Source organism: Vibrio sp. 1159, from assembly GCF_033340395.1.
GTDB lineage: Bacteria > Pseudomonadota > Gammaproteobacteria > Enterobacterales > Vibrionaceae > Vibrio > Vibrio alginolyticus.
The window spans coordinates 1-21,685 of sequence record NZ_JAWOWL010000055.1 but is presented as its reverse complement, the minus strand read 5'-3'; the positions used below and the strand labels follow the sequence as shown (position 1 = coordinate 21,685).

Sequence of the window (21,685 nt, the reverse complement as noted above, 5' to 3'; positions counted from 1 at the left end):
TGAAACTCAGTATATTGTATAAAAGTCGCTCAACTTTAGGAGGTTTGGTTTCTCGTCTGAATTACGCAACAAAGCCGGCTGTCACTCAAATAATACTGCATTGATAGAGGTTCCGAACATCTCCGATGAAGACTTGAAGTTCTATTTTCAAGAAGGCTTTTGGATCAATGTAAAAGCCTACTCTCATCGAGGTGAAGGGGCCGTTATCCCATTTCGGGCCCAATTACAGCATCGACTAGGCGATCCGTACCCAATTTTGGTGCTAGACCTACCCAACACTATGCAGGTCTTTCAGCTTCGCAAAGAAGTGCGTTACGAAGTAAATTTGAGGGCGCGTGTTTGTTTAGAAGCCTATCGAACTGAATGCGAAATAAGAGATTTATCTCGTAGTGGCTGTCGTTTTGTAACATCACCAATGAGCCGACCACTTCAGGTTGGTGACCACGTTTCATTGGATCTAACGATGCCCGGAGAAAGTCGTATGCTAGCGCCGTTGCGAGGTCGTATTTGTAATTTACAAAAATCAACGCATTATGCTCGCTACGGAATGGAGTTTGATGAGGTTGGTAAAAACAACGCTAAAAACCTCCTCAGTCACCTCAAATTTGATGGGACTAAGCTCACACTAAAAAGATAGATTTGATAACCCCTATCGCTTATCAAGAAGCTTTGAAGTGCTAGAAAACAAGAAACCCCTTACTTTTCAGTAAGGGGTTTTTATTTACTAAGAATAAGGCAGTATCTTAGATAAGAGTCATGACTTAGAAGTCGTAACGTAGACCTAGCGCTAGCTCATCTTTTTCAGCCGCGCCTTCGTTATCCATTAGATCGAAGTTGTATGATGCGTAGCCACGGAAGTTAGGCTTGAAGTAGTAAGTTACATCAACAGCTAGGTTTTCTACAGTATCTGCGTCTTCTAGTTCACCTTTGTTGAACGTAGAAGTGAATACAGTTTGACCCATAGTGTAAGCAGCGGCTAGTTCGTAGCCTTTGTAATCAAAAGTCTTACCTGCAACATCCATATCCGCGCCAGTGTAGTTACCAGCGAAGTAGAAGTCACCTACAGAGTATGCAGCTACCAGCATGAACTCATCGCTGTCGTTTTGATCTGCGTAACCAGCACCTAGTTCAAAACCAGTGTTAGCAAACGCGTAAACACCAGATAGAGAGAAGCCATCTTCCTCGTTGTCTGTAAAGCCTTGTGCATCTGTTGTGCGATCAGCAAAACGGTAGCTAGCGCGTACAGCTAGTTGCTCGAATTGGCCTTTGTAAGACAGCATGTTATCTGTACGGTCAGAAACAGGCAGTTTAAGTGCTGCTGTGTTACCGTGGTAAGCCATAATGTCAGTAAAGTCAGTAAGAACCACTAGTGCGCCGTCGTTTTTACCGTAAGTTACTTCACCGTATTTGCCACCCAGACCCGCATAAGCGTAACGAGTTTCAAGACTGTCTGTCTCACCAACTTTGTTACCTTTAGAATCAAATACATCATAAGTTTCAGTTACAAACTCACCTTCCCAAAAACCAACGCCGTATAGGTTCTCATTGATTTCCTGTTTGCCTAGGAAGTTAAGACGGATGCGAGTACGGTCTTCTGCCTTACCATCCATCATAGAAAGACGCGCTTCAGCGCGGCCGCCCATCTCAAGAGAAGTGCCATCTTGGTTGTATAGTTCTGAAGCGACAACTTGAGATCCTGATGCCATTAGCGCCACTGCTACAGCTAAAGTTTTTAATTTCATTTTTATTTTCCATATCATTGTTTTATATGTGTTTTCTCACCAGAAAAACAGGACTTTTCTGTACCAACGAGAAAACTGGCGGCATAGTAGCAGCTGTTATTTTTCACGCAACGTGTTGAATAAACAGCGCTTATAGAAGAAAACACCACTTAAAATGACGATATGAATACCTCTCAACCATCAAGTTATCGGTTGAGTTAAAAAAAATGTTCGCGTCAAAAAAAAATTGACGAAAAAAATGTAAAAACAATATCACAAAACGTGATATTGCCCGCAAAAAAAACTTGTTAACTGACTGTTTTAGATAGACTTATTGATAATAAATCCGATTGTTACAAACAAAAAATCCCTGAGCATTCACTCAGGGATTTAGAGATTTGATAAGTAGATGATGAATTAAAGCTTAAAGAAACTTAATTGCTCTTTCTGCTTCTCTGCAAGTAATGAAAGCTCAGTACTCGCACTTGCACTCTGGCTGATGCCCGCTACGTTTTGGTTTACAAGCTCCGACATGTTAACCACGTTGCGATTGATATCTTGAGTAACTTGAGACTGCTCTTCGGCTGCGGTTGCTACTTGCGTGTTTGAATCGTTGATGTTGGCGACCGACTCGGTAATTCCAACCAACGCTTCATTCGCTTGTTGCGTCAGCTCGTTGTTGCGGCTAAGCATATCAAGGCTGACTTGCATACTGTCATTCGCCAGCCCAGACTGCGCTTGAAGCTCTTCAATGATCGTTTGGATCTCTTGTGTCGAGTCTTGAGTACGCGCTGCTAGCATGCGTACTTCATCAGCTACTACCGCAAAACCACGACCAGACTCACCAGCTCGCGCCGCTTCAATCGCAGCATTCAATGCTAGCAAGTTGGTCTGCTCAGATACACCGCGAATCACTTCAATAACATCGTTGATCTGTACAGATTGCTCTTTTAGACGCAAAACAACTTGCGCTGCATCGTTCAATGCTTGAGACATTTGCGCACTTGCTTCCGCACTTTCTTGGAAGATAGCCAAACCTGATTGAGCAAGTCCATCAGCTTCACGCGCGGTTGCGTCAGCAGAGGTCGCGTTATCACTCACATTATTCGCAGTGCTTGCAAGCTCGTTAACCGCAGATGCAACTTGCTCGATCTCCGCCAACTCTTGTTGAGCGTTCGCTTCCGCTTGCGTCATTACCGCAGCCAATTCGGTCGATGCAGATGCAACTTCCTCACTAATACGGGTTAACTGGTCCACAGTGTTGTATAACTGCTCTGCGGTTTGGTTTACATCTTTGCTCAGCTTAGAGATCTCATTGTCCCCATCGACATCTGCACGTACTGATAGATTACCCATTGCTAACTGACGCATCACTTCCTGCAGCTTTTGGATTGGTGTAACAATCATGCCAGATAGGAACCAAGCGCCTATCAATGAGAAAGCAAATACCGCTAAAACCGTCAACATAGCGTTATTTTGCACACGTTCATTTTGCTGATGACTTCTGATAGTAGATTGTTCAGCTTGCTCGTTTACATGCTTTGATAGTGTGTTAATTTGTTGGACCATTTCTCGGCCAACATTGCGATACTCTTTGACAAATGCACGGTACTCGCTATCCGATTTCAAACCTTGATCGTATTGGTTGAAGAAAGCAACTGAGCGCTCTGAATATCGCACATAGGATTCAATTGCTTGGCGAACTTTAACGGCATCGTCACGGAATAGGTTTCGGGCTTCAATTGCGCTTAAATCGGCATCAACTTGCTTTAAGCCTTCTTTCAATTCGGTTAGAAAATTCTCACGACGAGAAGCATCGTAAATAGCGTAAACCGCGCTTATGCGCAGAGGGTAAATTTGGTCGTCAATACTCGCCAATGTGTCTTTGTGAAAAACCAAAGATTCTTGGTTGGAAGCAATAACATCTTGCTCTGCTTGAAGATTGTTTTTAGTAATCCAAAGAGCAATAAACAAAACAATCGCGGTAAATAATACCGGAACCAAAATTTGCGTTCGTACTGACAAATTTTTCAGTGATAACTGCATGACAGGGCCTCAGTTGTATGCGTGATGTCTATATCCAAACAAACTCGAGCAGTGCCTATAACAACGTTACTTTTCGGCAGTTTGAATATCTATGCTTCCTTGCGACGGGATAAATCCCAGACGAATAAACAAGTGGCGAATATTAGAGGTCGATCACACTTTTGTCTAGTACAAAAACTCTCCATTTTCAATCTGTTATTGACAATATCCCGACAGTGGCGTCGGGATATTGTCGTTATGATAAATTATGATCACTTATGATGAGATACATTCACATTTAGGACGGTTTCAGCCTATTTTCTCAACGAATTGAGCTTAGCTTGAGCAAGGCCAAAAATGGTATCGATTGGATAAGAGCCTTCATCGGTTGGCTCACCAGCAACTTTCCCCGTAAACAATTCGATAGCTTCAGTAACATGGTCAATCGCCCAAATATTAAACTCGCCTTTTTCGACTGCTTTCACGATGTCGGAACGAAGCATTAGATTGTGAACATTAGAGCGCGGAATAATGACCCCCTGCCCGTCATGACGACCTTTAATTACACACACATCATAAAAGCCTTCGATCTTTTCGTTTACGCCACCAATAGGCTGAGCTTGACCAAATTGATTCATCGACCCTGTTATCGCAATGTCTTGTCGATTTGGTTGCTTTGAAAAAGCAGACACAACCGCACATAACTCAGCCATGCTGGCACTATCACCATCAACACCACCGTAAGATTGCTCAAAGGTAATGGTTGTCGTTAATGGCACTCGTGCCGTTTTACCAAATACGGAAGATAAGTAGGCAGACAAAATCATTACGCCCTTAGAGTGAATACTGCCACCCAAATCCACGCTGCGCTCGATATCGATAACATCCCCATCACCGTAACACGTCGTCGCTGTGATGCGATTCGGTGCACCAAACATGTAGTCACTAGTGCTCAATACCGAAAGTGCGTTCACTTGGCCTACGGCTTCTCCTTCGGTGCGAATCAGCGTTGTGCCGTTAATAAAGGTTTCCATTACGTTATCGCGTAATCGGCTTACTCGCATTTCTTGGTTATTGAGCGCCTCTTCAACATGCCCAATACGGATCATGTTGGAGTTGGCTTGACGAGCCACGTAGTTCGACTCTCGAAGCAAGTTGGCGATATTAGCCGAATGTAGAGATAGCTTGGATTGGTCGCCAGACAAACGTGAGCTGTATTCGATGATCCGAGCAATGGCTTTGCGATCGCAATGCAGCATATTGTTGTCATGCACCACGCTAGAGATAAAGCGCGCGTAATGCAGCTCAGACTCCGGCGTACGTTTCATTTCGTCTTCGAAATCTGCCGTCACACGGAACAACTCGCTGAACTCTGGATCGTAATGTTGGAGTAATTGGTAAGTTCGGTAATCACCAAATAAGATAATTTTGATATCAAGCGGAATCGGTTCAGGATCGAGTGATACCGCCCCCGTCAATGTGACCTCTTTTTCTAGAGACGTAAAACTCAATTGACGAGCACGCAATGCGCGCTTCAAACCATCCCAAACGTAAGGCTGTTCAAGTACTTTCTGAGCATCCATTAATAGAACGCCGCCATTCGCCTTATGCAAGCTCCCTGCACGAATCAGCGAGAAGTCGGTAAACACCGTTCCTTTGAAAGTGGCAGTCTCAATCGACCCGAAGAGTGAATGATAATTGGGATTTTCTTCAACAACGATAGGAAATTCGCTGCTTTTACGGCTTACCAAGACGTTCACTTTATAACGACGTGGCAATTTTTTATCCAAGGATGCCGTCGCAATTTCGCCTTGCTCGCCACTTTGGTCAAGGAAGATATCTGCGTTTTCAACAATATCTTTTTGCAGCTCAGTTAAGTAGGTTTTGATTTCGGAATATTGCGCGTAATCCACTTTGAGTTTTTTGATGAAGTGAGTAATCACATCAAGCGTCACTTCATCATTGAGCTTTTTGATTTTATCGCTGTATGTCTCTTCCCACTCCGTAAGCTCACGAACCATCGAGCGCAATCGCACTTCGAGTTCATCAATAGCATCGCTGAATTGCTCTTGTTCTTTTTTGCTTAGTACATCAAAAGACTCTTCCGTATGAAGCTCATCACCGTTCATGGCGACAAACTGATAATCCCCCTGCGTAGTCAGTGTTAGGCTGATGCCCTTTTCTTTTGCCTCTCGACTAATACGATCCAGCTCGTTTTGTTGCTTAGCTGCCAATTGATTTTTTAATCGCTCAGCGCGGCTAAAGTACATTTCATTGTCGAATGCTAGGGGTAAAGCATTCAATAATTTGCCCATTAAAGCTTCAATATCAACACGTAGCTTATTTCCGATACCACAAGGCAACTTTAATACCTTTGGTGTACGGGTATCCTCAAAGTTCGCAACGTAACACCAATCAAACAGGGCTGCTGCATCGTGCTGGTGGCGATTCAGATAGCGCAAGATCATGGTGCGTTTACCTAGCCCATTCTGACCAATGGCGTAGATGTTATACCCTTTCTCTTTGATGGACATCGCAAACTCGACCGCTTTTTGCGCGCGCTCTTGGCCCACGATTTCATCAATTGGAGGTAACTCCTTGGTCGACTTACATGGCATATTCTCTAGATCTGCTACAGAATATAGCTGCTTAGCTTCCAATCTTAGTATTGCCATATCCACTTCCTTTTTTCTTATTTTCGTTATTTGAGTGTAGAGATTATTTGCTTAATTTTAAGTGATTTACCTTCCACCCTAGATTGATTGGACATTTTATGAACACATAAGTGATATTAACACGCACTTGCAATTGATAATCAATTTCATTTAATATCTAAACAAATCAAATGTTGTGGAGATGGATATGAATATTGAGCAATGCTGGATGCGCTACTTAAAAGCGGAGCAACTGATGGAACAAGGCCATTGGCCAGAAGCTCATCGTTTATATGACGACGTGCTCAACAATCTACCCAACCACATTCATTTAGCGCTAGAAAATGCACAAACTAAACCTTGCCAGTTTGTATGTCTCATTACGGGGCTTAGAGATGCCAGCGTGACGCAATCAGAGATTCTCAACAAACTCGGCTTACAACATGATGCGTTCTCAATACTCAATCAAACTTACGCGCTATTTCAATTTTTGCAGCTAGAGAGCCATGAACTGATTGAGCGCGTAGGTCACCTACTTGGTCAACAGAGCGAAGACTTATTAGCTCACATGGCGGCATTTTGCTCTGCCCAACGTAATGCTCAATGGATGATAGAACTCGAGCACGTAACGCGGGCGCATGAGCAGTTCTTACATTTGCAAGCAATGAGTTCGGCAAAATCTTCGCCTTCTCACCTGTATAATTAATCTAAAGCTCAAGCATTGAGGCCAGCTAGGTTTATGCTGTCCATTGCTTGAGTATCATTTGCTTTATCAACCACAAGGATCTGTGATGTCTTCTAAAACCATTCTTTCGGTGAACAACCTATCAGTCAGCTTTACGACAAACGATGGGATCGTCGATGCAGTAAAGAATGTTAGCTTCGATTTAAAAGCAGGCGAGACGCTGTCCATCGTTGGCGAATCTGGCTCTGGCAAGTCAGTATCAACCAATGCACTGATGAAACTACTGCCAGACAACGCTATTTTGCATGAAAGCTCATCCATCATGTTTGAGGGTAGCTCCATCTTGGATAAAACAGAGCGTGAAATGCAAAGTATTCGCGGTGATCGTATTGGCATGATTTTTCAAGAGCCGATGACCTCACTAAACCCGTACATGCGGGTGGGTATCCAAGTCGCTGAGGCCATCATGTGTCACCGCCCGGTCGACAGACGAACAGCAAAAGCAAAGGTGTTAGAGCTGTTTGAATTGGTTCATATGCCAAACCCAGAAAAAGCGTACAACAAGTACCCACACGAATTTTCTGGTGGTCAATTGCAACGCATCATGATTGCGATGGCACTGATTAACGAGCCCGATATTTTGATCGCCGACGAACCTACAACAGCGTTGGATGTCACGGTTCAAGCAGAAGTGTTGCACCTGATTAAAGAAATTCAGGCTCAGATGGGCATGGCAATCCTATTTATTACTCATGACTTAGGCGTTGTAAAACACTTTGCAGATCGTGTCATTGTGATGTGTAAAGGAGAAGTCGTCGAAGAAGGCGAAACGCAAATACTCTTCGAGAACCCAAAGCACGAATACACACGTATGCTAATCAACTCGATTCCTAAAGGCAGTAAGGAGCCTATTAGCGAAAGTGCTACACAGCTTTTAAAGGCCGACAATATACGAGTCAAATTCTTGGTAAAGTCGCATTTTATTGCGAGCAAGAATGAGTACTTCGAAGCGGTAAAAGGCATTTCTCTTGAGCTTAAACAAGGAGAGACCCTCGGGATCGTTGGGGAGTCCGGTTCAGGTAAGTCTACACTCGGCCGAGCTTTGATAGGTCTACTGCCCTCAACTGGCAAAATAGAATATAGAGGCCAAGATATGGCCTTGCTGACAAACAAAGAACGTTTTGAGCTGAAAAAAGACGTTCAGATGGTATTCCAAGACCCTTATGGTTCGCTTTCTCCTCGTATGACTATCGGCGAGATCATCACAGAAGGATTAACTGTCCACCAACCAATGTTGAGTAAAAAAGAACGTATGCAGAAAGCGCGCGACGTGCTCCGTGAGGTCCGCTTAGATCCCGCGTCCATCAACCGTTATCCGCACGAGTTTTCAGGAGGCCAGCGTCAGCGTATTGCTATCGCGCGAGCACTGATTCTTGAACCTTCGTTTATTTTGCTTGATGAGCCGACCTCTGCATTGGACCGCTCGGTTCAACTGACTGTGATTGATCTCCTGAAAGATTTGCAGAAAAAGCATAACATTGGCTACTTGTTTATTAGCCACGATCTATCAGTCGTCAAAGCCCTTTCTGATCGTGTTCTTGTCATGCAAAAAGGCGAGGTCATGGAACAAGGTACAGCCGAAAATATTTTCCAAAACCCTAAAAATGACTACACGAAAAAACTGATAGATGCCTCATTTGATCTTGAAAACAGTGAAAATCAGCACAATGCGGCTTAGGTTCATCACAGTTTCATATTCATAAACTAGGATTAAGAAAAGGTGATAAATTCATCTTGTCTTAAGAATGGCGTAGCTGCCTTTCGGTTTGGCCGCCGAGACTGGTTGGTTCAAGGGTCAGACTTAGTCAACCTGGCTCAAATACTGGCAAACAGTATGAATTGAGTTCCCCCAACCATGAAAAATGCCGCGACACTGTCGCGGCATTTTTTTATTCTCAGAAGTTTCTAACAACTAGGGCATTAAATCGACTCAATACCCATATTATGTAACGTAAATGCATACACGTCTGTGGTGAGGTCAATTTGCTTACTCAGCGGCATTCCTGCACCATGACCGGCATTAACATCAATGCGTATCAATACTGGATTAGCGCCTTGCTGTTTGTCTTGCAGCTCCGCAATAAATTTGTACGAATGTGCTGGCACAACTCGGTCGTCGTGATCAGCAGTTGTCACCAAGGTAGCAGGATATTGCACGCCTTCTTTTACATTGTGAACAGGAGAGTAACCAAGCAAGTATTGGAACATCGCTTCACTTTGCTCCGACGTGCCATAGTCATACTTCCAGCCTTCTCCAGAAGTAAACGTGTGATAACGCAGCATATCAAGCACGCCAACCGCAGGCAGCGCGACTTTGAATAGTTCAGGGCGTTGCGTCATACACGCTCCAACTAACAAACCACCATTAGAACCACCGCGAATCGCTAGGCGATCCGAGTTAGTGTAGTCGTTTTCAATCAGGTATTCCGCCGCCGCAATAAAGTCATCAAACACATTTTGCTTTTGCTGCTGAGTGCCCGCGTTGTGCCAGGCTTTACCGTATTCACCGCCGCCTCGCATGTTGGCGACAGCGTATATACCACCCAACTCTAGCCAGTTGGCTACATTGCCAGAAAACATTGGAGTGAGGCTGATGTTAAAACCGCCGTAACCATACAATATGGTTGGTGCTCTACTATCAAGTGCAATGCCCTTCTTGTATGAAATGATCATCGGAACTTGCGTGCCGTCTTTTGAGGTGTAAAACACCTGTTTTGATTCATACTCATTACGATCGAACGGTGCCTTTGATTCCTGAAACAGTGTCGACTCACCAGACTCAACATCAAATGAGAAGATCGTCGGAGGCGTCACGTAGTTAGTGAATGTGTAATAAAGTGTGGTTTCTTCTTTTTTACCCGCCAGACCATAAGCCGTGCCTTCTCCCGGCAATTGTACATCTCGAATCCACTCACCTTGGTAGTTAAACTGCTGCACTTTAGAAAGCACATCTACCATATAAGTCGCAAACAGATAACCGCCACCTTTGCTGATTTCTAACGGCTGTTCTTGTTCAGCAATCACGTCAGCCCATTGTTCTGTCTGAGTGTTGTAGCTGACAACTTTGCCATTCGGCGCGTCTAGGTTGGTGTAAAGCAGCAAGGTTGCGTCTTGGCTATCAATTAAGTAGGTGTCTCCTTGCGTTGTCTCGCGCAGCGTCACAATTGCCTGTAACTCAGACTGTAAATCAATATAAAACAGACGATTACCCGATGTAGATTCTGCGCCAGAGATAATGAGGAAGCGATCATCTGTCGTCGTCGTACCAGACACATAACGATGAACTTGCGTATCCAACTCACCGAAAATCACTTTATCTTCAGATTGAGGTGTACCAAGTTCATGATAATAAAGCTTGTGATGCTCAGTTCGAGCAGACAACTCACTGCCTTGCGGCTTATCGTAGCTTGAGTAATAGAAGCCTTTGCTGCCCAGCCAAGAAATCGACGTAAACTTCGCATCAACAATCTCAGGCTCTAACTGTTCTTTGGTTTCCGTATCAATGACAAAGATCTTACGCCAATCACTGCCCCCTTCCGAGATGGAATACGCGACCAAACGATAGTCTTTAGAGAAGCTGACTTCGCCAAGAGAGGTCGTGCCCTCTTCGGAGAAAGTATTGGGATCAAGGAAAACCTCGGCTTCTCCCTCGCCTTTACGTCGATACAATACGCTTTGGTTTTGCAAACCGTCGTTTTTGTAGAAGTAGGTGTAGTCACCACGTACAAATGGCTGGGAATATTTTTCGTAGTTTTGACTGTTCGCCACTAAGTCACGGATTTGTTGGCGGTACGGTATCTGACCAAGGAAATCGAAGGTGACCGAATTTTGACCCGAAACCCATTGTGCGGTTTCTTCACTTCGATCATCTTCTAACCAGCGATAAGGGTCGGCAATGTCGTGACCAAAATAAGTGTCCACGACAGAATCTTTACGTGTTTTTGGGTAATGCATAACGTCCGTGTTACTCCGTTGTTTTTATTAAGTTGTTTATCTTCAATCGTTTTATTTCGGTGATTACCTTAGAGCACCCAATTTTGATTTCAACGACATTGTTTTAAATCTATGAAGAACCTAGAAATAATGAGATATCGTTAAGTACCGGTCACGAATGTGCTCAATAAGCAGCTTCACTTTGTTCGGTGGTTGACGAGTAAACGGATACACCGCGTAGATACCCAACTTTTTACCTACTAATTCAGGAAAAATATCCACCAGTTGACCATTACGAATATCGTGATACACCAAGCAGCGCGGGACGTAAGCAATACCATGGCCGCCCAGAGCGGCTTTACGTAATGCGGTCGCGTTATCAGTAGAAAAGCAGCCCGATACTTTGACGATGTAATTGCCATCTTCTCCTTTAAACTCCCAATCCGTTGCACCTGTGGTTTGGTAAGCGTATTGCAGACAATTGTGCGTGGTGAGATCAATCGGCTCGATCGGTTTCCCATTTTTCGCAATATAAGAAGGTGACGCGCATACCACCCATTGGGAATCGAGAATATGTCGTGCGATCAAACTAGAGTCGGCTAGGTAGCCAGTTCGAATGACTAAATCGTAACCATCAGCCACTAAATCGACAAAGCGATTATCCAATGACATGTCCACTGTCAGACCCGGATGAAGGTTACAAAACTCGGCAACAGCATCAGCAAGTATCAAATCTCCAGAGATACACGGCACGGACATTTTTATATGACCGCTCACATTCTCTCCAAAGCCTGCAACAGCATCCATAGCCTCCTGAGTGGCCTGCTTCACATTTTTAGCACTGTGGAGTAACACCTTACCTGCCTCGGTCAAGGTTAATTTGCGCGTTGTTCGATATAATAGCTGAGCCCCTATTTCTTCCTCCAACCTCGCCATTCTTTTGCTAACTACCGAATTTGTAAGGTTATTTGCCTCTGCAACCTTACTAAAGCTGCCAAGTTCGATTACTTGAGAAAATAGGATTAAGTCGTCTGCTCTCATACCATTATGTCACTTTTGGAATTAATTATTTTCATTATTTCCCTATATCAACAAAAAATAAAGGAGTAAATTCACGCCAAATTAACAAAACCATTACAACAAAAAGTCACCTCTACAGCGGATTGACACCGTTCGAGAAGTCAGCGTACGAAGGATGTACAAATGAGTGAAACCCTACTTGCCCTAGTGGCATTTTCGCCAATTGTTGTTGCCGCCATCTTATTGGTTGGTCTCAACTGGCCTGCTAAAAAAGCCATGCCTGTTGCGTTCGGTCTAACCGTCGCTATCGCACTTATGTTTTGGGATATGTCAGCCAATCGCGTACTGGCTTCCGTATTCCAAGGACTGGGCATTACTGTCTCTGTTCTATGGATCGTGTTTGGTGCCATCTTCTTGCTCAACACTTTAAAACACACTGGAGCGATCACCACAATCCGTAATGGATTTACCGATATTTCGGCTGACCGCCGTGTACAAGCCATCATCATTGCTTGGTGCTTTGGCTCGTTCATTGAAGGCGCATCTGGGTTCGGTACCCCGGCAGCAATCGCTGCACCACTGCTGGTTGCAATCGGCTTCCCTGCGCTAGCCGCTGTCCTAATGGGCATGATGATTCAGTCTACGCCTGTTTCATTCGGCGCAGTAGGCACGCCTATCATCGTAGGTGTAAACAAAGGTTTAGACACCCATAACATCAGTGAATCGTTGGCCGCACAAGGTGCAACGTGGGAAATGTACCTGCAAGATATCACCGCGCACGTTGCTGTGATTCACGCTGTTGTAGGTACGATGATCCCTGTATTAATGGCGATGATGTTAACACGTTTCTTCGGCAAGAACAGAAGCTGGAGTGAAGGCCTGGATATTCTACCATTTGCGTTATTCGCTGGTGTCTCTTTCACCGTTCCATACGCGTTAACCGGCGTATTCTTGGGCGCAGAGTTCCCTTCACTTATCGGTGGTTTGGTTGGTCTGTCTATCGTTGTTACCGCAGCGAAAAAAGGCTTCTTAGTACCAAAGACTAAGTGGGATTTCGAAAGCGAAGACAAATGGCCTGCAGAGTGGTTAGGCTCGCTAAAAGTCGATCTAAACGATAATCCGGGCAAGCCAATGAGCATCGTAAAAGCTTGGGTTCCATATGTAATGCTGGCAGTTATTCTCGTCGCAAGCCGCGTAAGCCCAGAACTGAAAGGCTTTGTACAAAGCGTAAGTTTGTCGTTCAGCAACATTCTTGGTGAGACTGGCGTTAGCGCTGCGATTCAGCCGTTATACCTTCCTGGTGGCATTCTGGTGTTTGTCGCACTACTTGCTGCAATGTTACAAAGCGGCAGCGTAAAGCCATTGCGTGAAGCGTTTGGCGAGTCAAGCAAAACACTGATTGGTGCGGGTTTTGTCTTGGTATTTACCATTCCGATGGTTCGTATCTTTATCAACTCAGGCATCAACGGTGCTGACCTAGCAAGTATGCCCGTCACAACCGCAAACTTCGCCTCTGACCTTGTTGGTTCTGCATTCCCAGCGTTGAGTGCCACCGTTGGTGCACTGGGTGCGTTCATCGCTGGCTCAAACACCGTATCAAATATGATGTTCAGCCAGTTCCAATTCGAAGTGGCACAAACGTTGTCTATTTCGAGTGTGATTGTTGTATCACTCCAGGCCGTCGGTGCTGCCGCAGGTAACATGATTGCGATTCACAACGTTGTTGCCGCATCAGCCACGGTAGGTTTGCTTGGTCGAGAAGGCGCAACATTGCGTAAGACGATTATCCCTACGTTCTACTACATTGTAATGACAGGCATTATTGGATTGGTGCTGATTTATGGCTTCCAAATGACAGATGTCTTAATGAAGTAACGCGAAACGCAGGGTTTACAGCCCTGCCTAATTTGACACAGCTGTCTGCACTACTACCCCGACATGTTGATTTAGCTTGCTACATCAATTCCCCCGACAGCTGTGTCACCCTTTCCAGTTTGCATAACTGATTGAGTGATTTAATAAAATTTTTCAACCAATTATGTAAATGGGTTACCAACATCACCGATTCAAACGTAAGTGAACCATAGGTAACTATACTCATTTTGATGTCTTCACTGCTTTGCGATGAAGGCTCAACGAAAGAGCAAATTGCTCCACAACTTTGCTTAGAATAACCGCTAGGACACCATTATGATTATCTCAGCTTCTACTGACTACCGCGCTGCCGCGAAAGCCAAGCTTCCCCCGTTTCTATTCCATTATATTGATGGCGGCTCTTACGACGAACGCACGCTGAAGCGTAATACTGACGATTTAGGTGATGTCGCTCTTCGCCAACGCGTCCTACGCGATATGACAGATTTGAGCCTCGAAACCGAGATCTTCGGTGAGAAACTGGCAATGCCAATCGCGCTAGCTCCTGTTGGTCTAACTGGTATGTACGCGTGCCGAGGCGAGGTGCAAGCAGCAAAAGCAGCCGAGAAAAAAGGCATCCCATTTACTATGTCGACTGTTTCGGTTTGTCCGATTGAAGAAGTCGCACCTGCAATTGAACGTCCAATGTGGTTCCAGCTTTACGTGCTTAAAGATCGTGGCTTTATGAAAAACGTACTTGAGCGTGCAAAAGCAGCAGGCGTAACAACGCTGGTGTTTACCGTTGATATGCCAGTTCCTGGCGCACGTTACCGTGACATGCACTCAGGTATGAGTGGCCCTAACGCGGCCATGCGTCGTGTATTCCAGGCGATGCGCCACCCAAGCTGGGCGCTGGATGTGGGTCTACTTGGTAAACCGCACGACTTAGGTAACATCTCAACTTATCGTGGCGAACCAACAAAGCTAGAAGATTACATCGGCTGGTTAGGCGCAAACTTCGACCCTTCTATCTCCTGGAAAGATCTTGAGTGGATTCGTGATTTTTGGGATGGCCCAATGGTTATCAAAGGCATTCTAGATGAAGAAGACGCGAAAGATGCGGTACGTTTCGGCGCAGATGGCATTGTGGTATCTAACCATGGTGGCCGTCAGTTAGATGGCGTACTTTCAAGTGCTAAAGCACTGCCAAGCATTGCGGATGCGGTAAAAGGTGATCTTAAGATCTTCGTAGACTCTGGTATTCGTACTGGTCTTGATGTCGTTCGTATGCTCGCACTTGGTGCAGACTGTACGCTTCTTGGCCGTTCATTTGTGTACGCATTGGCAGCACAAGGCGGAGCAGGCGTTGAAAATCTACTGGATCTGTACGATAAAGAAATGCGTGTAGCAATGACGCTGACTGGCGCTAAGTCTATCGCGGATCTTTCACGCGATTCGCTAGTGAAAATCCCATAATCTTTGCAATCGAGCAAAACAGAAACGAAAAAACGAGCCAACAGTGGCTCGTTTTTTATTGCTCTTCAACCCGATAATTTGACGAGCAAGCTAGCTAAACTTGGTGAACGTACTCGATCACGACTTGGTTTCCGTCGATAAACACGTTACTGATATCGCCATCCACCGTCACACGATTTTGTAAATAAACGGTACCAGATGCAGATAGGTCACGCTCCGTCAAAGACGGAATCACCTGACCAGGACGTACATGTAGCTGCTCGCATAGCTGTTTTACAAAACCTAGCGTCAGTGGAGAATTACCACGTAACAAGCCAGAAAACTCGTGTAGACTCAAACCAAGGCGCTTCGCCATTTCCATTTGAGTGATGTGCATTTTGGCTTTTTGTGACATCCAGATGTCGTAGAGCGCGTTTCGATCCAGCTCTGTAAATTCCATATCTGCCTCCGCTAATTCAAGAGCCAATACACTCTCACACTTACTTAAGATAAATGTTAGCGATAAGTCAGAGAAGTTATAATTGATCGTCCAAATATCAACCCTCAATCATTGGTAGCGTACCTCTGAACATGCATGAGGCGGTCGCTCAACAGAACATTGAGGTGACTCTCTTGTCATCGGAAGGAAAAGTCCATCTCGGACGGTTTAGACATAAGTAAATGATTTAAAGGAAATCACTGGGGTGAAGGAGTAATATCTGCTACCTTTCCTTCCATGGTTCACTAGAAATAAGTTACATATGCCACAGTGGTTTACCGAATTACAAAGCTACATTGAAACGTCTCATCAAAATTGGAGTGGGAGCGTCCTTTTCATTACGCTCGCTAGCTTTATAGCTTGGATAGCTTGGCGGCTGATTCGCTCTCGCCTCGCTGCGCTCGTAGAGAAAACGCCCTTCCACTGGGATGATATGTTGCTTGATGCGCTAAAAGCGCCAGTCAGTACACTCATTTGGTGTTGGCCAGCAACCGTCTCTATCGGCATCATATTGGAGAGCGAGCTCAACGATAAAATAAACTGGTTAAGTACGCTGAAACTGATTTTAATCATCAGCATCTTCGTATGGACCGTTATGCGGCTCATTACCAATGTTGAAGAGCATGTTCTCGAACAAAAGAACCGAGATGAAACAACAGTACAAGCGATAGCTAAGGTCGCGCGCCTGTTCTTTATTACCGTCGGAATTCTAACCGTAATGCAGGCATTTGGTCTGTCACTATCGGGCCTCCTTACCTTCGGTGGTGTTGGTGGTTTGATCGTCGGTTTAGCGGCGAAGGATTTGCTGTCTAACTTTTTTGGAGGTCTTATGATCTACTTCGATCGTCCATTTAAAGTTGGCGATTGGATCCGTTCTCCAGACCGACAAATAGAGGGGACAGTAGAACGCATTGGCTGGCGCATGACCATTATCCGAACTTTCGATAAGCGTCCACTGTATGTACCAAACTCAGTGTTTAGCAGCATTGTCGTAGAAAACCCATCTCGCATGCTGAACCGACGTATCTACGAAAAAATTGGACTTCGTTACGACGATGCAGAAAAAATGCCGCAAATTATCACCGCGGTAAAAGAAATGCTGAAAAATCACAAAGACATTGATGCACGCCAAACACTTATCGTTAATTTCGATACATTCGGTCCATCATCATTGCACTTCTTTATCTATACCTTTACTAAAACCGTGAATTGGGTGAGATACCATGAGGTTAAGCAGGACATACTGCTTAAGGTAATCAACATCATTAAAGAACACGATGCAGATATCGCGTTCCCTACTCAGACGCTTAAGCTTGATCCTATACAAATGGTAAAAGCGGAAGAGCAAGAAGATCACGGCTTCTAGTTTTCACCAATACCCAAATAATCAAGCCCGCTATGTTTAAGCGGGCTTTTTATTTTTCTTCGCATGAAGTGGTTATTGTTGCGTTAACACCATACGTGCATTCAGCGGTTGGATTGGGCGATTGTTTTTCCCCATTACTTCCGAAAAAGATTTTATCTGCTCAGGAGAAATAGTTTGTGCTTCTTTCATCACCAACCAACGCACACCTTCAGAGCATGGTGGTGTCGTTAGTGAGCCGTTAAAGCGGTAGTAGTCTTTATCACTTGGGATAAGGGCATCCGCATCAAATGGAACCTTGATGGTAACATCTTGATCTTTAGTTGGAATGTTAGCTAGCATCTTAGCTAAATCTGGGTTCGTGTCACCCAGTTTAAAGAACACCGCGACAACAGCTAGATGACCTACTTTGTCGGCATGCACAAAGTGTACTTCTAGTGGGTATTCTTTACCATCCACATGGTTTTCAGATGGCGTATGGAAGTGGAACTGTTTCAACGTAAACTCTTTACCATCAATGGTGAGTGTGTTTTTACCTTCTAAACCAGTCTGTAAAGTGTGACCATTGTTCAGCAGTGAAATTGCCTTTCCTTCGTAGTCGAAATTCAATTTTTCTAGCTTCGCTTCGATCGCCGATTCAATGTTGATTGGGCTCTGGTTTTGACCTTTCGCGCACTCAGATGCAAACTCACCCCAATGAGCTGGCCCATGGTTTCCCTCGTAGCCCCAGCTTGCTGCATAAGCTGTTCCTGTAAATACCAGTGCCAAACCTAATGTTGTTAGTGACTTCTTCATCATTTTCCTTATTTCTGAAAGTTAAATTCCGTGAGAATAAAGCCATACTAATCTCACAAAATTAAGCAGTGACAGAGTGAAAACTATGATTACAAAAGATTTTTGGAATAGAAGCCTCTAATGATGTAATTGACATGATGCTCAAAATTGAACGTCAACGATTATTGAGTCGGTGTAAGTACCTGCAGGAGGGGTCGTTTGGCTGGTTAGTATCTGCGCGCGATAATTATAATTCTGTGGAGTGATACCATCAGGAATGGAGCCGCCAGTATCGACGTCACTGTGTTCACGACGTTCAGAACTGGTTCCTCCCCAGCGCTCCATCGTTGATGACTTATAGATTTCATACTCCAAATAGTGACCACTAGAAATCATTCGCCGCTGACCGCCGGACGCATTTAGGCCGTCATTCAAGCCAATGGAGAAGGAACTATTCTTGGTACAAGTTAACGATATAACCTGACTGACTGGTTCAAAACCGGCCACTAATGGGGACGAACCAAAATCAATATCTGGCGCTGTGATCATACAATCAGGGGTCACTTCCAACTCAACCGTAATCACGCTTTGAGCGCTGCCATTGGCGCGGCCAATGCATACCCCTAGAACCCCGATACCCTTACAGTAATCCCAAATCCAGGATACGGTGATTTGGTCTTTATAAGTCCCAGCGGAAAGATTACTACCCACTCCCGTCCGAGCATAGAGCGGAAACTCGGCTTGAGTGCCAAACAACCCGAGTAAATCGATTAACCCGATTTCAAAAAAATTGTAAGTTTGGCCGAATACATACTCTTGTGAAAGACCTGGATCGCCAAAAATCTGATAGCTGAGCTCCGAACTCGGATCATCCTCATTTAATAGCAAACCATTATTTATGCTGTTAAACGTTGCTGATACGTAGTCGCCACTTAACAAAGACACAAGTGTAGAAAAGTCACACGTAATCCCCGCATGAGGCTGAGCTGAGCTTTGCTGCTGAGAGCTTGAAACAGTAAACGAAGAAACATTGCCAAACAAGATTAAAGGTGTTGCCGCCGTGAGCTGACAAGCCATTGTCGAGCACGAGAAAAAGAGAAGTAGGCTAGCAAGCCAGCGGCGCAAAATCATAGTGCGGCCTCTTCTTCGGCTTTGATACAAACCTGCTCAGGCAATGTTTGTATTTTTTGACTCTCACGCTGATACAACCCCTCAATAAACACTTTACATGGCGGCTGTCCTTGAGGATAAAACTGAATGTAGCGGCCTGGGTCAACGCCTTCAAAGTAGGTAAAACCATCCCAACCAATTTGGCTTGTTAAGCCCGTTTCTGAGCGGCCATATGTGCCAATCGGAAGGAACAAATGATTTTCGTCTACCACCGTCATGCTCAGTGCAACTTGTAGCTCTATTGGGAACTCTAACAGGTAGCCGTAGCCCGAATGTATCGAAGCAAACTGCTCTGTTGCAGAAAACGCAGCATTGGCAGGTAAATTAAGTGGATCGATTTCATATTTGGCGGTGTAATACGCCGTAGCCCAAGGAACAAGTAAGTAACCTTCATCGTCTGTCACTCCGACAATTTGATTTTCATATTTAACCGGAATACCTTCAAAACCACTGGTGCTCACCACTGCGAAGCTGTCATACACTTCATTCGCCGGGAATATTTCTCCATCCAACGTAGAGACCGAACCTGCCATTTCCGCAAAATAATCATAGTCGCCACTGGTGCCATTTAACCCCGCTCTGAACTGCGCCCATGACGCACGGTAGGTCAAATCGGCCTGTTTACGGTTTTCTGGGTGTTCGTTAATATCATGCGCTAAATTGACGCCCCACCCACCTCGTATTGGCGCAAGGCGGCTGTAACCCACTCGCCCTCTAACATCGCCATCATCCTCTCTTTTCAGCGTTAACCCCGAACTTCCCCCCAAAGAACTGAAAGGTAGAGAGAATTGCGCCAGCGTAACACTCTGACCACCAATACTATGGTTGTAAGAAAGGGACATATTGATATTAAAAGGCAGAGCGTAGCTATAAGTAAGATTTAGGGTACGTGAATCTGAGTCGGATTGTTGAATATCAAAGTACCCACCAGAAAGTGAGCCCCAATCTCCCAAACGCACTCCCATATTGATTTGTGATAGATGGCGCGACGCGAGTGAAGCGTCCTTGCCTTCATCGAGCATTTCGTAATTTGGTAAATGAGATAAGGTATAAAAGTCGGCTTGTTCTACTTGAGTTCGAGCAGCGAAGCTAAACAACCGAGACTGATAACTATAACCTAGCGCATATGAGGTAGATTGATCCTGAAAATTACTCACACGAAACGAGGCATCCACCGTACCCAAGTTGAAAGCATTGGTGACAAAGCCCAACCCCGCAACGATCAGGTCATCTTTTGCTTCAGCTTGAGCTTCTAATGTTAACCAATCAGTCATGCCATGACGCAGAGCGGTAACCACGCCACCGTCTCCATAGTCGTTAGATGCATTACCGAAGTTTTCTCTGATCGCACCAATACTCGCACTGTAAGATGTAAATCCGGTCTTGAGTAGATCGGAAGAGAGAAAAAATGGGCTGGTCATGACCGTTTGCTTACCTTGAGCATCCGTTGCAATTACCGTTGCTTCCCCAGCACCAGAGAGCATTGGAATATCGTTAATAATGAAAGGACCGGGCCCAACATTCATTGAGTCAGTTTTAAAGCCATTGATAAACAAATCTAACGTAGTGGGCGCAGTGACCTCACCGTAAAATGCAGGTAACGGCGTCGTCACGACATCCGGACGCATAGAGAAATCATGTGACAACTGAATACCCGCCAGTCTTACTGGTTGGCTCCAAGATAAAGGGCGAACAATATAGTCCCCTACCTCCATACGAATTCGCTTCTCTTGATTGACGTACTCGTAACTCGTATCAAAACGAGTGTACTGGCTGCTTTGCTGGGACTGAACATCGCGATGAAAGTTAGATTTAAATATCCCGGTAGTAGAAAAAACGCCAAACTCAGAAAAGGCTCTGACTTCATGATTTATAGAAACCTCCTTTTGTCGGCTTTCGTTCTCGTACACACCAAATACGTTGTAGTTAAGCAGGCCACCACGCCCAAACTGAGCCGGGGAAAATCGCCCCATATCCTGCGCTGATAAGCTCTGCATCGGTAACCAATTAGGCGGTACGTCAATTGCAAGTTGCAATGACGATTGCAAGTAACGCACGTTAACACCTGGGATAGACGTAACCTCAAGTCTCTCTTCGGTTCCAGGCAACGACGTGGCGGTAACCCCAACTGAAATGAGGTCCTCCCGGAGCAAAAAGAACTGATCGCCAACTCGCTCAACTTTCGCAACAAGCCCTGTTGCTCTTTGATTGATCACCAACTCCAGATTGAGGCTAATATTCTCAAACTTTTCTAATGAGAAATTTTCAGGACTCGGTAGCTCAGAGAAGTGGTTTGCTGAATTTGCACAAAGACCAATACTGCTCCACGTTACGCTAAGTAATACCAACCAAAAGAAAGCATTCATTGTATTAAATCTATTCATTATTGCTTCAATGGGCTTTGTTGCGTAATTCGATGGAACTAAATCAAGAAACTACGATCTGAGCGGCTACGCCCATCAATCGTCGTAG

14 protein-coding genes and 1 pseudogene are annotated in these 21,685 nt (G+C 44.9%); 6 read left to right on the top strand and 9 right to left on the bottom strand.

Features of this window, described 5'->3' with window-relative positions:
• Nucleotides 1-76 precede the first annotated feature (76 nt).
• Nucleotides 77-637, top strand: a pseudogene (locus tag R7127_RS25030) (flagellar brake protein); the annotation flags it as partial.
• A 124-nt stretch (nt 638-761) separates the two neighbouring features.
• On the opposite strand, the gene R7127_RS25025 reads toward R7127_RS25030, so the two are convergent.
• The 3 genes from R7127_RS25025 to R7127_RS25015 form a co-directional block, all read right to left on the bottom strand.
• Entirely contained in the window at nt 762-1,742 is a 981-nt protein-coding gene (locus R7127_RS25025; RefSeq protein WP_005375122.1) for a porin, read from the bottom strand.
• Between the two features lie 396 nt (nt 1,743-2,138).
• Nucleotides 2,139-3,767, bottom strand: coding sequence for a methyl-accepting chemotaxis protein (locus tag R7127_RS25020; protein ID WP_005375120.1), 1,629 nt, complete (start codon nt 3,765-3,767; stop codon nt 2,139-2,141).
• A 293-nt stretch (nt 3,768-4,060) separates the two neighbouring features.
• Nucleotides 4,061-6,421, bottom strand: coding sequence for a Lon protease family protein (locus R7127_RS25015; RefSeq protein WP_005375118.1), 2,361 nt, complete (start codon nt 6,419-6,421; stop codon nt 4,061-4,063).
• Between the two features lie 187 nt (nt 6,422-6,608).
• Between R7127_RS25015 and R7127_RS25010 the strand changes: the two genes are divergently transcribed.
• Both R7127_RS25010 and R7127_RS25005 read left to right on the top strand, forming a co-directional pair.
• Nucleotides 6,609-7,106: a hypothetical protein gene (locus tag R7127_RS25010; RefSeq protein WP_005375116.1), complete on the top strand. Its 498-nt coding sequence runs from the start codon at nt 6,609-6,611 to the stop codon at nt 7,104-7,106.
• 85 nt (nt 7,107-7,191) lie between these two features.
• Nucleotides 7,192-8,823, top strand: coding sequence for an ABC transporter ATP-binding protein (locus tag R7127_RS25005; RefSeq protein WP_258480042.1), 1,632 nt, complete (start codon nt 7,192-7,194; stop codon nt 8,821-8,823).
• Between the two features lie 242 nt (nt 8,824-9,065).
• Here R7127_RS25005 and R7127_RS25000 read toward each other — a convergent pair whose 3' ends face one another.
• The gene (locus tag R7127_RS25000) at nt 9,066-11,099 is read right to left on the bottom strand and encodes a prolyl oligopeptidase family serine peptidase (RefSeq protein WP_262584383.1); all 2,034 of its coding nucleotides are present in this window, start codon (nt 11,097-11,099) and stop codon (nt 9,066-9,068) included.
• 120 nt (nt 11,100-11,219) lie between these two features.
• The gene (locus tag R7127_RS24995; RefSeq protein WP_005375112.1) at nt 11,220-12,119 is read right to left on the bottom strand and encodes a LysR family transcriptional regulator; all 900 of its coding nucleotides are present in this window, start codon (nt 12,117-12,119) and stop codon (nt 11,220-11,222) included.
• Between the two features lie 162 nt (nt 12,120-12,281).
• Between R7127_RS24995 and R7127_RS24990 the strand changes: the two genes are divergently transcribed.
• Together R7127_RS24990 and lldD are read left to right on the top strand one after the other, a co-directional pair.
• Nucleotides 12,282-13,973 (top strand): L-lactate permease, encoded by a 1,692-nt coding sequence (locus R7127_RS24990; RefSeq protein WP_005375111.1) that lies wholly within the window; start codon nt 12,282-12,284, stop codon nt 13,971-13,973.
• A 315-nt stretch (nt 13,974-14,288) separates the two neighbouring features.
• On the top strand, nt 14,289-15,428 hold the full coding sequence (gene lldD, locus R7127_RS24985; protein ID WP_054579348.1) for an FMN-dependent L-lactate dehydrogenase LldD: 1,140 nt from the start codon (nt 14,289-14,291) through the stop codon (nt 15,426-15,428).
• Nucleotides 15,429-15,522: 94 nt separating this feature from the next.
• On the opposite strand, the gene R7127_RS24980 is transcribed toward lldD, so the two are convergent.
• Nucleotides 15,523-15,867, bottom strand: coding sequence for a helix-turn-helix transcriptional regulator (locus R7127_RS24980; protein ID WP_318142070.1), 345 nt, complete (start codon nt 15,865-15,867; stop codon nt 15,523-15,525).
• A 301-nt stretch (nt 15,868-16,168) separates the two neighbouring features.
• Here R7127_RS24980 and R7127_RS24975 point away from each other — a divergent pair, with 301 nt between their 5' ends.
• Complete coding sequence (locus R7127_RS24975) at nt 16,169-17,272, top strand: mechanosensitive ion channel family protein (RefSeq protein WP_005375107.1); 1,104 nt, start codon at nt 16,169-16,171, stop codon at nt 17,270-17,272.
• Between the two features lie 72 nt (nt 17,273-17,344).
• On the opposite strand, the gene R7127_RS24970 is transcribed toward R7127_RS24975, so the two are convergent.
• The 3 genes from R7127_RS24970 to R7127_RS24960 form a co-directional block, all read right to left on the bottom strand.
• Nucleotides 17,345-18,064: a carbonic anhydrase gene (locus R7127_RS24970; RefSeq protein WP_262584450.1), complete on the bottom strand. Its 720-nt coding sequence runs from the start codon at nt 18,062-18,064 to the stop codon at nt 17,345-17,347.
• 141 nt (nt 18,065-18,205) lie between these two features.
• A complete protein-coding gene (locus R7127_RS24965; protein ID WP_213895949.1) occupies nt 18,206-19,120 on the bottom strand; it encodes a spore coat U domain-containing protein in 915 nt (304 codons plus the stop codon).
• Nucleotides 19,121-19,170: 50 nt separating this feature from the next.
• The gene (locus tag R7127_RS24960; protein WP_411977877.1) at nt 19,171-21,597 is read right to left on the bottom strand and encodes a fimbria/pilus outer membrane usher protein; all 2,427 of its coding nucleotides are present in this window, start codon (nt 21,595-21,597) and stop codon (nt 19,171-19,173) included.
• Nucleotides 21,598-21,685 lie beyond the last annotated feature (88 nt).

Coding starts and splice junctions, on each gene's coding strand:
- R7127_RS25025 (WP_005375122.1), bottom strand. CDS start 1,742: ATGAAATTAAAAACTTTAGCTGTAGCAGTGGCGCTAATGGCATCAGGA.
- R7127_RS25020 (WP_005375120.1), bottom strand. CDS start 3,767: ATGCAGTTATCACTGAAAAATTTGTCAGTACGAACGCAAATTTTGGTT.
- R7127_RS25015 (WP_005375118.1), bottom strand. CDS start 6,421: ATGGCAATACTAAGATTGGAAGCTAAGCAGCTATATTCTGTAGCAGAT.
- R7127_RS25010 (WP_005375116.1), top strand. CDS start 6,609: ATGAATATTGAGCAATGCTGGATGCGCTACTTAAAAGCGGAGCAACTG.
- R7127_RS25005 (WP_258480042.1), top strand. CDS start 7,192: ATGTCTTCTAAAACCATTCTTTCGGTGAACAACCTATCAGTCAGCTTT.
- R7127_RS25000 (WP_262584383.1), bottom strand. CDS start 11,099: ATGCATTACCCAAAAACACGTAAAGATTCTGTCGTGGACACTTATTTT.
- R7127_RS24995 (WP_005375112.1), bottom strand. CDS start 12,119: ATGAGAGCAGACGACTTAATCCTATTTTCTCAAGTAATCGAACTTGGC.
- R7127_RS24990 (WP_005375111.1), top strand. CDS start 12,282: ATGAGTGAAACCCTACTTGCCCTAGTGGCATTTTCGCCAATTGTTGTT.
- lldD (WP_054579348.1), top strand. CDS start 14,289: ATGATTATCTCAGCTTCTACTGACTACCGCGCTGCCGCGAAAGCCAAG.
- R7127_RS24980 (WP_318142070.1), bottom strand. CDS start 15,867: ATGGAATTTACAGAGCTGGATCGAAACGCGCTCTACGACATCTGGATG.
- R7127_RS24975 (WP_005375107.1), top strand. CDS start 16,169: ATGCCACAGTGGTTTACCGAATTACAAAGCTACATTGAAACGTCTCAT.
- R7127_RS24970 (WP_262584450.1), bottom strand. CDS start 18,064: ATGAAGAAGTCACTAACAACATTAGGTTTGGCACTGGTATTTACAGGA.
- R7127_RS24965 (WP_213895949.1), bottom strand. CDS start 19,120: ATGGCTTGTCAGCTCACGGCGGCAACACCTTTAATCTTGTTTGGCAAT.
- R7127_RS24960 (WP_411977877.1), bottom strand. CDS start 21,597: ATGAATAGATTTAATACAATGAATGCTTTCTTTTGGTTGGTATTACTT.